We start from the raw sequence: 15298 nt of genomic DNA, 5'->3' as shown, positions 1-15298 counted from the left end.
TGTTGAGGAACGCGTATTGCGGCAGGTCCGCTGCGCTGAAGGTGCCATTCACTCCGCCACCCGCCGTGATCAGCGAGTACGTGGTGTTGCCGGTAAACGGTGCCAGCGAGTTGACCTGCAAGGCGCCACCCAACGTCGCGGTGCCACCGACGGCCAACGGTGTCGCGGTGGGCGAACTGACCGTCAGCACGAGCACACCGCCGCTCGCGTTGGTCAGGTTACCGGCCACGCTGAGGGTTCCGGCTTCGGCGCCGGAAGTCACCACACCCTGGTTGAGCAGCGAGCCGACACTGCCGTTACCGCTCAGCCCTGCGCCGCTGGCGACGGTCACCTGCCCGCCCAGCGACGCCCGCGCCGCACGGCTACCGACTTGCAGCACGCCTTGTTCGACCGCGACCGTGCCGCTGAACGGGTTATCACCGTTCAACAGCAAGGTGCCGGTACCGCGTTTGAGCATCGCGCCAAGTCCGCGCAACGATCCGTTGAACTGGCCACTGAAGTTCTGCACGAAGAGCAGCGAAGCATTGTTGAGAATATTGCCCTGCAAACTCGTGGTGTTACCGACCAGCGTACCGCCGCTGACCGTGGTGCCGCCACTGTAGGTGTTGGCACCGCTCAAGACCAACGTGCCGGAATCAAGCTTCTCGATGCCGCCCGTGCCCACCAGCGGCGCGGAGATTTCCGCACTCCCGCCGGCATTCACGCGCACCGGCGCGAGGCTGCCATCCGCGCCATTGACCGGGGTCAGCGCGCCACCGGCACCCGGCGTCAGGCCGTAGCCATTGGCAAGAAATTGCAGACCGGTGAAGTTCTGGTTGCCCTGTACCGTCACCGTGCCGCCCTGGCCACCGAACACCGCGAACTGTCCGTTCGCAGCGAGCGCCTGCGTGCCATTCGGATCGGTCCAGTTAGTCCCAGGCCCCCACACACCGCTGCCACCACCGATGCTGCCATCCGGATTGGTTTTCCCACCGTTCCAGAACTGCACCTCACCCGGCGTGCCTTGCACCAGCAGGTTGACCTGATTGGCGATGGCGGTTTGCAGGGTCAGGTTGGCCGCCGACACCGGCAGGCTGCCGTACACCAGACCGTTGTCGGTCAGGCTGCCGCCGTAGCTGAACAGTTGATAGACCCCGGTGCCGAAACCGCCGGCATTGCTGACGTTGAGCATACCGTCGAGGGTCAGGTTGCCCGCGACATTGACCACCGTGGTCGAACTGGTTGCGGAGCCGAGGCTGAAGTCCAGGTTAGTCCCCGACGACAGCGCCAGCGAACCCACCGACAGCGGTGTTGCCGTGCCGCCACCGGCCAGCGTCGCGCCATCGGCCAGTTGCACAGCACCGCCGAACTGACCGCCACCGCCGATGCCCGCGCCGCTGGCAACGTTGACGTTGGCGCTGTTGAGCACACCGTTGACGATCAGGTTGCCGGCCTGCACCGAGGTGTTGCCGGTGAAGGTGTTGTTGCCCGTCAGCAGCAAATCACCGGTCCCGGTTTTGTTCAGCGTACCGGCGCCGGTGAGGTTGCCGGTGTAGCTGCCATCGGCGTTTTGTTCGAAGGTCAGCGTCGCGTTATTGACGATTGCGCCTTGCAGGCTGCTGGTGTCGCCGCGCGTCGTGCCGCCGTTCAACGTGGTGCCGCCGCTGTAGCTGTTGGCGCCGCTGAGCACGAGATCACCGGCACCATTTTTCACCAGACTGCCGGTGCCAGTCACCGCACCGAGCAGCGTGGTGTTCTGATTACCGGCGAGAGTCAGTTGCGCGCCGAGGTTGATGGCGTTGGCCAATTGCAGCGCCGAGGTGCTGTCGAGGCTGCCGTTGCCGGTCACATTGAGCGCAGCGCTGCTGAGTGCACTGTTGTTGCCGAGTATCAGCGTACCGCCCGCGAGCTGAGTGCCACCGCTGTAGGTGTTGCTGCCGTTGAGGGTCAGGCTCGACGCACCAGTCTTGATCAGGCTGCCCGCACCGCTGACCACACCGCCGAGGGTCAAGGCGTTGGAACCGGCAACGGTCAAGCCACCGTTGACGACCACGCCGTTGCCCAGCGTAACGGCGGTATTGCTGTCCAGAGCGGTGCCGTCAGCTGCGGTCAACACACCAGTGCCAAGCGCCGCGTTGTTACCGACCACGATCTTGCCACCGTTAAGCGCCGTGCCACCGGTGTAGCCGTTGGCCGCGTTGAGCACCAGCGTACCGCTGTCGTATTTGCCCAGCGTGCCGCTGCCATTGAGCGCAACGCCGAGGGTTGCCGTGGCGTTCGGGTCGACCCGCACCGTGGCATTGCCGAGCGAACCGTTGACCAGGTTCAACGAGCCCGCCGTGCCGTTCACCAGGCTGTAGCCGTCGGTGACGAACTGCAGGCCGGTGATGGTTTGCGCGCTATTGACGGTCACCGTGCCGGCCGTGCCCTGGAACACCGCGAAGCTGTTGCCCCACGCCTGGTTGGTGGTGCCGTTGACGTCGGTCCAGTTAGTGGTGCCGGTGCCCCAAGTGCCGCTGCCGCCCTCTACCGAACCATTGGCCACCAGCTGATTGCCGTCCCAGAACTGCACGGTGACGCCCGGTGCGGTGACCAGCAGGTTGATCTGATTGGCCAGCGCGGTTTGCAGGGTCAGATCGCCCGGGGTGACGCTGCCCGGCAGTGTGCCGAAGAGCATGCCGTTGTCGGTCAGGCCGCCGGTGTAGTTGATCAGGCGATACACGCCGCTGCCAAAACCACCGATGTCGCTGACGTTGAGGGTGCCGTCGAGGGTCAGGTTGCCGCCGACATTCACCAGCGCGTTGCCGCCACCGGACACCGGTGTGCCGAGGCCGACGTCGAAGCTGGAGTTGCCGTTGAACACCAGCGAATCCACCGACAAGGTGCTGCCGGTTGTGCCCGCCAGATGACCGCCATCGGCCACCGTCACCGCGCCGGTCAAGGTGCCGCTGCCGCCGAGGGTGCCGCCGTTGTTGACCAGCACGTTGCCGCTGGCCAGTGAGCCGTTGACCTGCAGGGTGCCGGCGTTGACGTTGGTGTCGCCGGTCAGGTCGCTGATACCGCTGAGGGTCAGGGTGCCGCTGCCGAGTTTGCTCAGGCCACCGTCACCGCTGAGGATGCCGGCGAAGGTACTGCTGACGTTGTTGCCACCGAGGCTCAGGGTGTTGCCGGTACCGATCAGTGCAGTACCGCTGCCTGTGAGGCTGGCGAGGCTGCCCGATGCACCGAGATTCAGCGCCGCGCCGCCCGCGAGATTGACCGTGGCGTTGTTGCCCAGCGCCGCACCACTCAGTGTGGTCAGGCTGCCGGACGCCACATCGAAGGTGCCGCTGAAGGTGTTGTTGCCGCTAAGGGTCACGTCGGCCAGACCATTTTTGCTCAGCGTGCCAGCGCCGGCGATAACACCGCCGAGGGTCAGATTGTTATTTCCCGCCAGGGCCAGATTCGCGTTGACGTTGACGTTGTTCGCCAGCACCAGTGGCGCTGAGTTATCGAGGCTCGAAGCACCGGCCACGGTCAGCGCACCGCTGCCCAATGCCGAACCGGTGCCGAGGGTCAGCGTACCGGCGTTCAACGTGGTGCCGCCGGTGTAAGTGTTGACGCCGTTGAGCGTCAGGTTCGCCGCGCCGTTCTTGATCAAGCCGCCCGCACCGCTGACCACGCCCGCCAGGGTCAGGTTGCTGCTGCCGGTGTTGCTCAGATTGGCGTTGAGCACAACGTTGTTGCCCAGGCTCAGCGCGCTGTTGCTGTCCAGCGCCGAGGCGCCCGCAACGGTCAGGTTGCCCAGGCCCAGTGCCGAGTTGCTGCCGGCGGTCAGAGTGCCCGCGTTGAGGGTGACGCCACCGAGGAAGTTGTTGTTGCCGCTGAGGGTCAGGTTGGCCGCGCCGTTTTTGCTCAGGCTGCCGGCGCCGTTGACCGTGCCGGCCAGGGTCAGATCCGCCGTGCCGCCAATGCCGAGATTGCCCGCGAGGTTGACCGCGTTGTTCAGCGAAACCCCGGTGCTGGCATCCAGCGTGGTGGCGCCCGCTGCATTCAGCGTGCCCGAGCCGAGCGCCGAGTTCGACGCCAGAACCAGTCCGCCGGCATTCAGCGCCACCGGCCCGAGGAAAGCGTTGTTGCCACCAAGGGTCAGGTTTGCCGTGCCGTTTTTGATCAGCCCGCCGGTGCCGCCAATCACCCCGTTGAGGGTCAACGCATTGCTGCCGACCACGGTGAGGTTGCCGTTGAGCGTCGCAGCATTGCCGAGGGTCACGGCAGTGTTGCTGTCCAGTTGCGTACCGGCGTTGGCCGTCAGCGTGCCGCTGCCCAGCGCGGTGTTGCTGCCGACGATGATCTTGCCGCCGTCCAGTTGCGTGCCGCCGCTGTAAGTGTTGGTGCCATTGAGCACCAGGGTGCCGGCGTCGAGTTTATTGAGAATGCCGCTGCCATCGATATTGACGCCGATAGTACCGGTGACGCCCGGATCGACCCGCACTGCCGTGGTGCCACCAGTGCCGTTGACCGCCGTCAGTTGCCCCGCCGCGCCGTTGACCAGGTTGTAGCCATCCGTGACGAACTGCAGACCGGTGAACGCTTGCGTGCCGTTTACCGTCACCGTGCCGGCGCTGCCCTGGAACACCGCGAAGTCGCCGGCCCATGGCTGGTTGACCAGACCGTTGGCATCGGTCCAGTTGGTGCCGACCGCGTTCCACGTACCGCTACCGCCATCAACCACGCCGTTGGCAATGGTCTGGCTGCCGTCCCAGTAACGGATGTTGACGTTTGGTGCCGAGACTTGAATGTTGATCTGATTGGCCACGCCGGTTTGCACCAGCAGATCACCGAGGCCGTAACCGACCGGTACGCTGGCGACATCCAGACCGAGGTTGGTCAGGCTGCCGGTGTAGTTGAACAAGCGATACACACCCACACCGAAACCGCCGGCATCGGTGACATTGAGATTGCCATCGAGGGTGAGGTTGCCGCCGACGTTCATCAGCGACGCGGTCGACGGTGTACCCAGTGCCACATCAACGTTGCTGCCGGCCGCGAGCGTCAGAGCACTCGCCGACAAGGTGTTGCCTGACGACAACGCCAGATGCCCACCGTTGTTGATGTTCACCGCGCCGAGCGCCGAGCCGGTACCGGTCAGGGTGCCGCCGGTATTGACGTTGAGTTGTGCACTGCCCAGCGAACCGCTCAGGTTCACGATACCGCCATCGATCGCGGTATTGCCGGTAATGCCGTTGATGCCAGTGAGGTTCAAAGTGCCGGTGCCGACTTTTACCAGGCCGCCGCTGCCGCTGAGATCGCCGTCAAACGTACTGGTGACGTTGCCGCTGCCGACGGTCAGGGTATTGCTGCCGGTCAGTTGCACACTGCCGCTGCCGGTGAGTGCGCCGAGGCTGGCGTCACTGCCCAGATTCAGCCCGGCGCCGGCACTGATGTTGACGCCGGAGGTGTTACCCAACGCGTTGGTATTGAGCGTGGTGACGCTGCCCGAGATGATGTTCAGCGCGCCAGTGAAGGTGTTGTTGCCGGCCAGAGTCAGATCAGACAGACCGTTTTTGATCAGGCTGCCGGCACCGTCGATGATGCCGTTCAAGCTCAAATCATTGTTGCCGGCGACGGTCAGTCCGGCATTCAGCGTGATCGCGTTGCCGATGCCAAACGATGCACTGTTATCCAGAGTCGCCGCACCGCCGACGGTCAAGCCGCCGCTGCCCAGGCCATTGGCATTGCCCAGGGTCAGGGTGCCGGCATTGAGGGTGGTGCCGCCGCTGAACGTGTTGTTGCCATTGAGGGTCAGGTTGGCCGCTCCGTCCTTGATCAGTTGGCCAGTGCCGCTGGTGACGCCGCCGAGGGTCAGGTTCTGCGTACCGCCCACGGTCAGCGCGGCATTCAGGGCGACATCGTTGTTGAGGCTGACCAGCGGCGAATTGCTGTCCAGTGTTGCCGCGCCAGCGACGGTCAGCGCCCCGGAACCCAACGCCGAACTGTTGCCGACAGTCAGCGTACCGGCGTTCAGCGTGGTGCCGCCGAGGTAGTTGTTAGCGGCGTTGAGAATCAGATTGGCCGCGCCGTCCTTCACCAGACTGCCAGCGCCACTGACCAGACCGGTCAGGGTCAGGTCCGCCGTGCCGCCGATGTTCAATGCGCCGGCCAGCGCCACGGCATTGTTCAGGCTGACGGCCGTATTGGCGTCCAGCGTCGTGTTCGTCGCCGCGTTCAACGTACCGGAACCCAGCGCAGTGTTACTGCCGACAATCAGTTTGCCGGTGTTCAACGCGGTGTTGCCAAAATAAGTGTTGGCGCCGTTGAGGGTCAGGTCGGCCGCGCCGTTCTTGGTCAGCCCACCGATACCGGCGACCACGCCGCCGAGGGTCAGCGCATTGCTGCCACCGATGGTCAGAGTGCCGCCGAGGTTGACGTTATTGGCGAGCGTCGCCGCCGTGCCGGCATCCAGCGTGGTGCCGTTCGAGGCGTTCAGCGCGCCGGTGCCGAGTGCGCTGTTGGAGCCGACCACCAGCGAACCGGCATTCAGCGCCGTGGTGCCGGTGTAGGTGTTGTTGCCGTTGAGCGTCAGGCTGGATGCGCCGGTCTTGATCAAACCGTTACCACCACTGATCACCCCGCCAAGGGTCAGCGCATTGGCGCCACCCGCGGTGAGGTTGGCGTTGAGGGTGATCGCGTTGTTCAGGGTCACCGCGGTGCTGCTGTTGAGGGTGCTGGCCCCGGCGACGGTCAGTGCGCCACTGCCCAGCGCCGCGGCGTTACCGACAGTCAAGCTGCCGGCATTCAACGTGGTGCCGCCAGCGAAGGTGTTCACCCCATTGAGGGTCAAGTTGGCGGCGCCGTTCTTGATCAGTTGACCGGCGCCGTTGATGACACCGGAGAGGGTCAGACCGCTGCTGCCGCCGAGGGTCAAGGTACTGCTGTTGAGGTTGATGTTGTTGCTCAGGTTGACAGCGGTGTTGCTGTCCAGCGCTGACACATCGATGACATTCAATGCTCCGCTGCCCAACGCGGCCGCGTTGCCCACAGTGAGTGTGCCGCCGGCCAGCGTGGTACCGCCGAGATAAGTGTTGGCGCCGTTGAGAATCAGGTTGGCAAAACCGCGCTTGGTCAACCCGCCACTGCCGCTGATCACACCGCTGAGCGTCAGGTCAGCGCTGCCACGCACTTCCAGATCACCGCCAAGGGTCACCGCATTGGTCAACGCGGCCGTGGTGCTGGCGTCAAGTTTGGTGCCTGCCGCTGCGGCCAGGGCACCGGTACCCAGCGCCGCATTGGAACCGACAATCAGCGTACCGGCATTGAGCGCAGTGCCGCCGGAGAAGGTGTTGTTGCCGCTAAGGGTCAGATCCGCCGTGCCATTCTTGATCAGGCTGCCGACGCCGCTGACAACGCCGCTCAGGCCCAATGCCTGAGTGCCGCCGATGGTCACCCCGCCCGCCAGCGCAACGGTGTTGGCCAATGTCACTGCGGCAGTCGCATCCAGCGTAGTGCCCGCTGCCGCGCTCAACGCGCCAGTCCCCAGCGCGGTGTTGCTGCCAACGAACAGGCTACCGGCATTGAGCAGCGTGTTGCCGCTGTTGGTGTTGTTGCCGCTCAGGGTCAGGCTGGCGCTGCCGGATTTGGTAATCCCGCCCGTGCCGGACAACACACCACCGAGGGTCAGGGCATTGCTGCCGAGCACGTTGAGTGCGCCGGTCATCGCGATGTTATTGGCCAGGGTGACGTTGGTGGTGCTGTCCAGGCTGGTACCGGCGGCGGTGTTCAGCGCGCCACTGCCCAGCGAATCGTTGTTGGTCACCAACAGGCTGCCGGCGCTCAGGGTGGTGGTGCCGGTGAAACCGGTGTTGGCGCCACTGACCGTCAGGCTGCCAGTACCGGTCTTGGTCAAACCACTGCTGCCGCTGATCAAACCGCCGAGGGTCAACGCCCCCGTGCCGCCGGCCGTCAAGGTGCCGCCGAGGCTGATGGCGTTGCTCAGGCTGATCGTGCCAGGCGCGCTCAGGGTAGTCGCGCCGGTGACGTTCAGGGTGCCGGTGCTCAGCGCAAGATTGTTGCCCAACTGCACGGTGCCGCCGTTGAGCGTGGTGTTGCCCAGGTAGGTGTTGGCGGCGCTGAGGCTCAGTTGCCCGGAACCGACCTTGGTCAGGCCACCGCTGCCGGAAATGACGCCGCTCAGGGTGGTAGCGTTAGTGCCTTGTACGGTCACGCCGCCCGCGCCGAGGGAAATCAGGTTACTGACGTTCAACCCGGCATTGCTGGCCTGGAGGATCCCGCCGTTGGAGGTCAAGACACCGCTGCCGAATGTGGCGTTGTTGTTGAACTGGGCGACACCGCCATTGAGCGTGGTTGCGCCGCTGACCAATGGCCCCTGCAAGGTCCAGGTGCCGCTGTTGAGGGTCAGGTTGTTGAAGTTGACGTAGGTCGCGCTCGAAGCGGTGCCGACGCCCGTGGTACCGCCGCCGACGCCGATCGGGTTTTGCAGGATCAGGCTGTTGGTGCCGCCCGCACCGCCATCGACGGTGCCGGTCGGGGCGAAGGTCAGGTTGATACCGATCAAGCCACCGAGGCCGACGCTGATCTGTACACCGTCACCGACGTTGACGCTGGAGCCGGTCACCGCCGTGAAGGTGTTGGTGCTCGCCGCGCCCATCGACACACCGCCGGTAATCGCACCGGCGTTGGTGAAAGTGTTGCCCGCCGCCGAGGTCTCGAATGCGATCCGGCCGTTGATGACGCCGGTGCTGCTGTTGGTCATGTTGACCTGCGAGCCGCCGTAGACGCCGACTACCGGGGTGTCGGCGAGGGTGATGCCGCCGACCGACAAACCGGTCGAGGTGATGGTGCCGTTGTTGGTGATGCTGGTGGTGCCGGCAGCGGCGTTGTTCACGCCGATGGCCAGGCCGTCGATGCTGGTCAGGTTGAGGCCAAGCAACATGCCCGTGCCGCGAATGATCCCGCTGGCGTTGTTGAGCACGCTGACCGTACTCGTCGCCCCCGTGCCGATAAATGCACCGCCGCTCAACACTGAAACCAGGCCGAGCAGCGCAGGGTCAATCGTGCCGGAGTTGTTCAGGGAGATGTTCACCCCGGTCAGGTCCATCACATGGCCGCCGAGGGTCGCGTTCATCTGCGCGCCGCTGTTGACGTTGACCGTCAAACCGCTGGTGGCACTGGAGAAGTTGTTGAGAAACAGCGGCAGACTCGGCACGCCGGTGCAGGTCACGGTGGAACCTGCCGTGGAGCATGTGGCCAACGCAGGTGCGCTGACGCCGCCGAACAACAGTCCGGCGACGCTCAGATGCACAGCAAGGGAAAGTGGGGAAAAACGCGAAACGAGGGCGACACCAAACCTTGCTTCCACGGGCTACTCCTTGTCGTGGCCAATTTCTTCCTTGAGGGCGTGCACAATCAGCGGGCTTATTCGACACGCGAATCAAGACTGCGACGGTCATCACAAAACCGCGTTATTGGGGACAAAGCTAGTAGACGCCCGGCAATGGGGCACGGATTAAATGGTGTTAATACTTTAATACTAGAGGGGTCTGGAATGAGCGTTTCAGCCAGCCAGCACTGCTCTTGAAGGTGATACAACACCTGTGGGAGCGAGCCTGCTCACGAAAGCGGTGGGTCAGCTGAGAACTACTTTTCAGATATTCAGCCTTCGCGAGCAGGCTCGCTCCCACAGGGGACTTGGGGTGCGCAAAACCGTACCTGACCGCCCCATCGACAAATAAGCTGAAACCTTTGAAATTTCAGAGCATTGAGAAAACTGGTACGGCTTGTGCAAACGTTTGCGTAACGTCAATACCAACGTTTTCGTAACAAAACCGTACAAGCCCACGGAACACGGGCCTCGATCCGCAAAAAAAGGACTTTGAATGCACGCCGCCTCATCTTTTCGCGCACCTTTTGCGCGCACGCTTGCTGTTTCCCTGCTACTGACCGGCGTTACCGGACTTCTCAGCCATAGCGCACTGGCGCAGCCGGCAACCAAAGAGGAATCCGCCCAGGGCGAAGCCCTCAGCCCCGAAGCCAGTCCGCCGAAAAAAGGCGCGTACCTCTCAGACTGGTACAACCAGGACCTGACCCTGATCGGCAGCAAAGACATCAGCTTCGGCCCGCAACCGGCCGACGACATCTACCTGGAATACGAGTACTTCGGCCGCAAAGGTCCGTTCGAGCTGTACGGCTACATCGACATTCCGAAGATCTTCAACATCGGCAACAGCCACGACAAAGGCGTGTGGGATCACGGCTCGCCGGTGTTCATGGAGCACGAACCGCGCATCTCCATCGACTATCTCGCCGGCCGCAGCCTGGCCATCGGTCCGTTCAAGGAATGGTATGTGGCGTTCGACTGGATCTACGACCACGGCAGCCGCAAGGAGAACCGCGCCAACACCCTCTACAGCGGTTTCGGCACCGACATCGACACCCATTCGCGGGTCAATCTGTCGGCCAACCTGTACGGGCGCTATCAGTGGGAAAACTACGGCGCCAGCAATGAATACTCGTGGGACGGCTACCGCGCCCAGCTCAAGTACATCGTGCCGATCGACACTTTCAGCAACGGCGCCTCGCTGACCTACATCGGTTTCACCAACTTCGATTTCGGCTCGGACATGCACAAGGACAACCCGGCGCGCACCGCCAATGCGACGGTGGCGACTAACGTGTTGCTCTACTCGTTCACCCATTTGCGCTTCACCCTGGTCGGCCGTTATTTCCACAACGGCGGCAACTGGGAAGACGGCAGCGAGCTGAATTTTGGCGACGGCAATTTCCGCGCACGTTCCAACGGCTGGGGTTACTACGCCGGCGTCGGTTATCAGTTCTGAATCAAGGAGTTTTCCATGCAAGCAATGATGCGTTTGACCCTGGCCGGTGCGGCCCTGCTCTCTTCCACCGCGTGGGCGGCCGAGGCGCCGATTCAACCGAAAGTCGTGCTGATCACCATGTTTGCCCCCGAGGCGCAATACTGGATCGATCGCCTGGCGCTAAAGCAGGAAATCCGTGTGCCGGGCCTGTCCGCCGAGTACCCGAGCATCCGCTGCAATGCGCAGCAGGTGTGCCTGCTGACCACTGGCATGGGCCAGACCAACGCCGCCGCCTCGACTCTGGCGTTGGCCTTGTCGCCGAAATTCGACCTGCGCAAGAGCTACTTCCTGATTGCGGGCATTGCCGGGATCAGCCCGAAACACGGGACCATCGGCACCGCCGCGTGGGCGCATTATCTGGTGGAATTCGGCACGCAATGGGAGATCGATTCGCGCGATGCGCCATCGACCTGGCCGACCGGTTATCTGGGCATCAACACCAAGGGCCCGAACGAAAAACCGCCGCTGGACTACAAGACCGAGGTCTTCGAACTCAATCCGAAACTGCAGGCCAAAGCCTTCGCCCTGAGCCACAAGGTCGAGCTGAGCGAAAGCAAGGAGTCGGCGGCGTGGCGTCTGAAATATCCGTCGGCGCCAGCGAATCAACCACCGGTGGTGACGCGCTGCGACACATTGGCGGGCAACACCTGGTTTTCCGGCACGCGCCTGAGCGAACGGGCCGAGTTCTGGACCAAATTGTTGACCGATAACAAAGGCGAATATTGCACGACGCAGCAGGAAGACAACTCCACCTATGAGGCCTTGCTGCGCGCCAGTCGCGAAGGTCTGGTCGACGTGCAACGTCTGGCCGTGGTGCGTGCCGGCTCCGATTTCGACCGCCCTGAGCCGGGCGGCAGTGAAGTGGACAACTTGCTCAAATACGCCGATCAGGGCGGTTTCGTGCCAGCGCTGGAGAACCTCTATCGCGCGGGGAATCCGTTGGTGCAGGACATCCTGAAAAACTGGTCGGCGTGGGAAAACGGCGTCCCTGCTTCTTAAGACCAACATAGATCCCTGTGGGAGCTGGCTTGCCAGCGATGACGGCAGAACAGGCGAGGAAGAACTAACCTGAACTGACGCTATCGCTGGCAAGCCAGCTCCCACAGGTTGCCGGGTGTCAATGAGATTTAAGGTGTATCAGGGAATAAGGATGATCTTATCGCCGCCGCCCTGATTGACGTTGGCGTAGCGCGTCAGGCCTTCGGCCAACGGCGCCTCGACCAACCCCTGCGGCAGCGGCAGCAAGCCTTCATCGAAGAACCGACCGAACTGCTCCAGCATCGCCGCACAGGCTTCAACGCCATACAGCAAAGAATTGATCCCGACCACCGAACCGCCCTTGCGATACAAGGCCAGCGCCGGCAATTGCACATGCCCGTCCACCGGTGCGGCGATAATCGCGATCCGGCCGAAAGTGGCCAGTGCCGCCACCGACGCCGGCAGCCAGAAGCCGGTGGTGTCAAAGATCACATCGGCACCGCCGCGATACACCGCGTTGACCTGCGCGCCGAGGTCTTCGGGTTTATCCAGCTGAATCGTCGGATAACCCTGCGCCTGCAACTCCGCCACCTGCTCCGGGCGTCGCGCCGCTGCCAGCAACTGCGCACCACGCACTTTCGCCAGGGCCAATGCCGCCGTCGCCACCGCACCGCCGCCGATCACCAGCAAGCGTGTTTCGGTGGTTACCAGGCTACGTTCCAGCGCATCCCACGCCGTGGTGTAGGGCACGCCAAGGCTGGCGGCCTGGGTGAAACTCAAGTGCGAAGGTTTGTGTGCCACGCCATTGGCCGGCAGTTTGACGAACTGCGCGTGGGAGCCATCAGCAAAAAAGCCCAACTCACGACCAGTGCCCCAGACTTCCTGGCCGATCAGCGCCTGCGGTCCTTCGACGACGACCCCGGCGAAATCCCGACCGGGAATCCGTGGCAGCGTGGTGTACGGAAAACGCCCGAGGACATTTTTCACATCGCTGGGGTTCAGGCCGGCAGCCTTGATCTGCACCAGCACTTCGCCTGCGCCGGGTAGCGGGGTTGGCACCTCTACATAACGCAGGGCAGACAGGTCGCCGGTTTTATCGAATTGCAGTGCTTTCATGAGGACATCCACCGAAGGAGAAAAAGAATTCAGGACAACCAACCCGCGACCAGCTGCCGGCCCATCGGCCACAACTGCTCACCCGCGAGCATGCCGAGCAGACCGACCAGCGCAATGGCCGGTGGCGCGGGGGAACGAAAATCCAGCGCGCCGTACAACAGGCCGACGCCCAGACCGATGGCCAGCGAAATCAGGTAGTTCATGGAGAGGAACTCTGCCGTTTGAAGGGAATGGGCAAAGTCTAGGGAATCGGCCGGGATGGCATCGGCCAAGGACTTCTGAATTTCGGACAAACCTGGCGCAGTCGCCACAAAACCATGTGGGAGCTGGCTTGCCAGCGATAGCGGATTGTCTAAGACGATGATGCTGGATGTGCTGACGTCATCGCTGGCAAGCCAGCTCCCACAAGGTTCTGTGCAGGTTCAGGATATAGCGTCGTTACAGCGTAAATTGTGAGGGCGCCACGCCAAGTTCACGGCGGAACATGTCGCTGAAACTACTGGGTGAGTAGCCGAGTTCGCGCGCAATCACACTCACCGCCACGCCCTGAATCAACGCCGCCACCGCCGTCGCCAGTTGCACCTGCCGCCGCCACTCGGCGAAGCCCATGCCGAGGCTGTCCTTGAACAACCGCGCCAGGGTGCGCACGCTGGCCCCGGCATTTTCTGCGTGCTGCTCGAACGGAATCTCCAGCGACGGTGCCGCCATCACTGCCTGGCACAGGTTCATCAGACGCCGGTCGGAATCATCCGGCATGGGGATCTTCAACTGCGAACGCCTTGCGCGTTTCAGCTCCAGCAAGGCCAGGCCGACCAACGCCTCGTAGTAGGCCGGTTCACCGTTGTCGCCCTGCTCCACCAGCCCGACAATCAACTCGCGCAGCAAACCACCGACCTCGATCACCTGCACCGTCTGATCCAGCGTCGCCGCCAGCGCCGGGCGCAGATAGATATTGCGCATCTGCAGATCCGACACCACCCGAATCCCGTGCGGTACCCCGGGCGGCAACCACACCGCACGCTGCGGCGGCACCACCAGCGCCTCGTGCGGGGTCTCGACCCACATCACCCCGCTCATCGCATACAGCAACTGACCCCAGACATGCTCGTGCGGCTCGATAAACAAGCCGCGCGGATAGGTGCGCGCCAGCGGTTGCACGGGCACATCGGTGTCACTGAGATCAGGCGGAGCGGCAAGGGCCATGGCGAGCATTCATTGGGGTTGGCGGGACACCCATGGTAACCAGTGCGCCACGGCGTCGCCAACGATAGAGACCGTCGGACAATCCGAATGAATTTTCCCGGTGCGCCGCGATCCCTCTAATACTACAGGGAGGAATACGGGCTTTATGAACAACGCAAAACTCTATGTCATCGAATACACCCTTCACGGCACGCCCAAGTCCTTCATTATCCGCTCGGACAAAATGGACAACGTCGAGGCGTGGCATTGGGCGAGCTGCGACGCCGGCGTCGGTCGCATCCCGCGCTTTGGCCGTGAGAAGGTGCAGAAGACCAGCAAGCCGATGGCAGAAAAATTCGGCGTGGAAAACGTCGTGTGGCGACCGACCAACTGAACCCGTCGCCGTGACCGGAAAAGGGGAATCGCCCGATGGACGACACTTATCACCCGGCCCGACTCGATTACGGGCTGACCACCTTCTTCGGCCAAATCACCAAAACGGTGGATTGCGAGGTCGGGCTGGAAACGGTTCCCGATGACCCTTATCGGTTCACTTTGTGCGTAAAGGCGCCGGTTCCGGATGATCTGGATCAGGCGAAGATCATTGTCGTCAAGGTCAAGGGGCGAACGCTGCAAGGCACGGTGAGGCATTTCGAGCGACGGGATGATAAAAGTCTGAAACTGGAAGTGGAGCCTGATTAGGCTCCACTTTTTTTATGTGTCGCTCGTCATCCGTGAGCGCATTTACAGCCCTTGGTTGAACACTCTTCGCCACTTTTGTGGTGGTGGGCGCAGGCTTCACAGCAATAGTGTTTGCCGTGAACTGCATAGGAATGATCGCCTTCTTTGATCGTGCACTTGCAAGCGGGGCAATCGCATTTTTTATCAGGCATGGGACAGACTCCTTGGGTGGTGGTTGTCTGGGGCTTGAAGGGCAAGCCCTAACATCCAGTGTAGGAGCTGCGGCAGGCTGCGATCTTTTGATTTTGTTTGCGATTGGAATGGGGAACGGGATTGGGGGCATATCCGTTGCTGCGGGTGTTGCCGCTGGCGGTTTCGCTCTTACAGCGAGTCCCTTTTTCAAACGCCAAAAAGGAACCAAAAGGCTTTGCCCCTGGCGTACGGCACTTCGCTGAGGCTCAGTGTTCCCTCGCTACGGTGTCCATCCG

At 62.7% G+C, this 15298-nt stretch carries 9 protein-coding genes; 4 read left to right on the top strand and 5 right to left on the bottom strand.

From position 1 onward, the window contains the following. Positions 1–9337: autotransporter-associated beta strand repeat-containing protein (locus tag M9827_RS18570; protein ID WP_250606538.1), on the bottom strand; the 9337-nt coding region annotated here is incomplete at its 3' end. A gap of 517 nt (positions 9338–9854) precedes the next feature. On the opposite strand from M9827_RS18570, the gene M9827_RS18565 reads away from it, so the two are divergent. Continuing rightward, positions 9855–10814, top strand: coding sequence for a nucleoside-specific channel-forming protein Tsx (locus M9827_RS18565; RefSeq protein WP_250606537.1), 960 nt, complete (start codon positions 9855–9857; stop codon positions 10812–10814). Positions 10815–10829: 15 nt separating this feature from the next. Further along, on the top strand, positions 10830–11852 hold the full coding sequence (locus tag M9827_RS18560) for a purine-nucleoside phosphorylase (protein ID WP_250606536.1): 1023 nt from the start codon (positions 10830–10832) through the stop codon (positions 11850–11852). 138 nt (positions 11853–11990) lie between these two features. Here M9827_RS18560 and M9827_RS18555 read toward each other — a convergent pair whose 3' ends face one another. From M9827_RS18555 to M9827_RS18545, 3 genes are all read right to left on the bottom strand, one after another. Then, positions 11991–12947 (bottom strand): quinone oxidoreductase family protein, encoded by a 957-nt coding sequence (locus M9827_RS18555; RefSeq protein ID WP_250606535.1) that lies wholly within the window; start codon positions 12945–12947, stop codon positions 11991–11993. A 29-nt stretch (positions 12948–12976) separates the two neighbouring features. Next, positions 12977–13150, bottom strand: a complete 174-nt coding sequence (locus M9827_RS18550) for a DUF1427 family protein (RefSeq protein WP_007969534.1) — start codon at positions 13148–13150, stop codon at positions 12977–12979. Between the two features lie 235 nt (positions 13151–13385). Further along, positions 13386–14159 carry an AraC family transcriptional regulator gene (locus M9827_RS18545; protein WP_250606534.1) on the bottom strand — a complete coding sequence of 258 codons (774 nt, stop codon included), beginning with the start codon at positions 14157–14159 and terminating at the stop codon, positions 13386–13388. Between the two features lie 136 nt (positions 14160–14295). Here M9827_RS18545 and M9827_RS18540 point away from each other — a divergent pair, with 136 nt between their 5' ends. Both M9827_RS18540 and M9827_RS18535 read left to right on the top strand, forming a co-directional pair. Further along, the gene (locus M9827_RS18540) at positions 14296–14523 is read left to right on the top strand and encodes a DUF6555 family protein (RefSeq protein WP_250606533.1); all 228 of its coding nucleotides are present in this window, start codon (positions 14296–14298) and stop codon (positions 14521–14523) included. A 35-nt stretch (positions 14524–14558) separates the two neighbouring features. After that, positions 14559–14831, top strand: a complete 273-nt coding sequence (locus tag M9827_RS18535; protein ID WP_250606532.1) for a hypothetical protein — start codon at positions 14559–14561, stop codon at positions 14829–14831. Positions 14832–14857: 26 nt separating this feature from the next. Here the strand turns inward: M9827_RS18535 and M9827_RS18530 are convergent, their stop codons facing one another. Next, the gene (locus M9827_RS18530) at positions 14858–15022 is read right to left on the bottom strand and encodes a metallothionein (protein ID WP_250606531.1); all 165 of its coding nucleotides are present in this window, start codon (positions 15020–15022) and stop codon (positions 14858–14860) included. Positions 15023–15298 lie beyond the last annotated feature (276 nt).

The organism is Pseudomonas sp. AKS31 (assembly GCF_023634765.1).
Classification (GTDB): Bacteria; Pseudomonadota; Gammaproteobacteria; order Pseudomonadales; family Pseudomonadaceae; genus Aquipseudomonas.
Note: the sequence above shows the minus strand (reverse complement) of the source record. Positions and strands in the feature narration are given on the sequence as shown.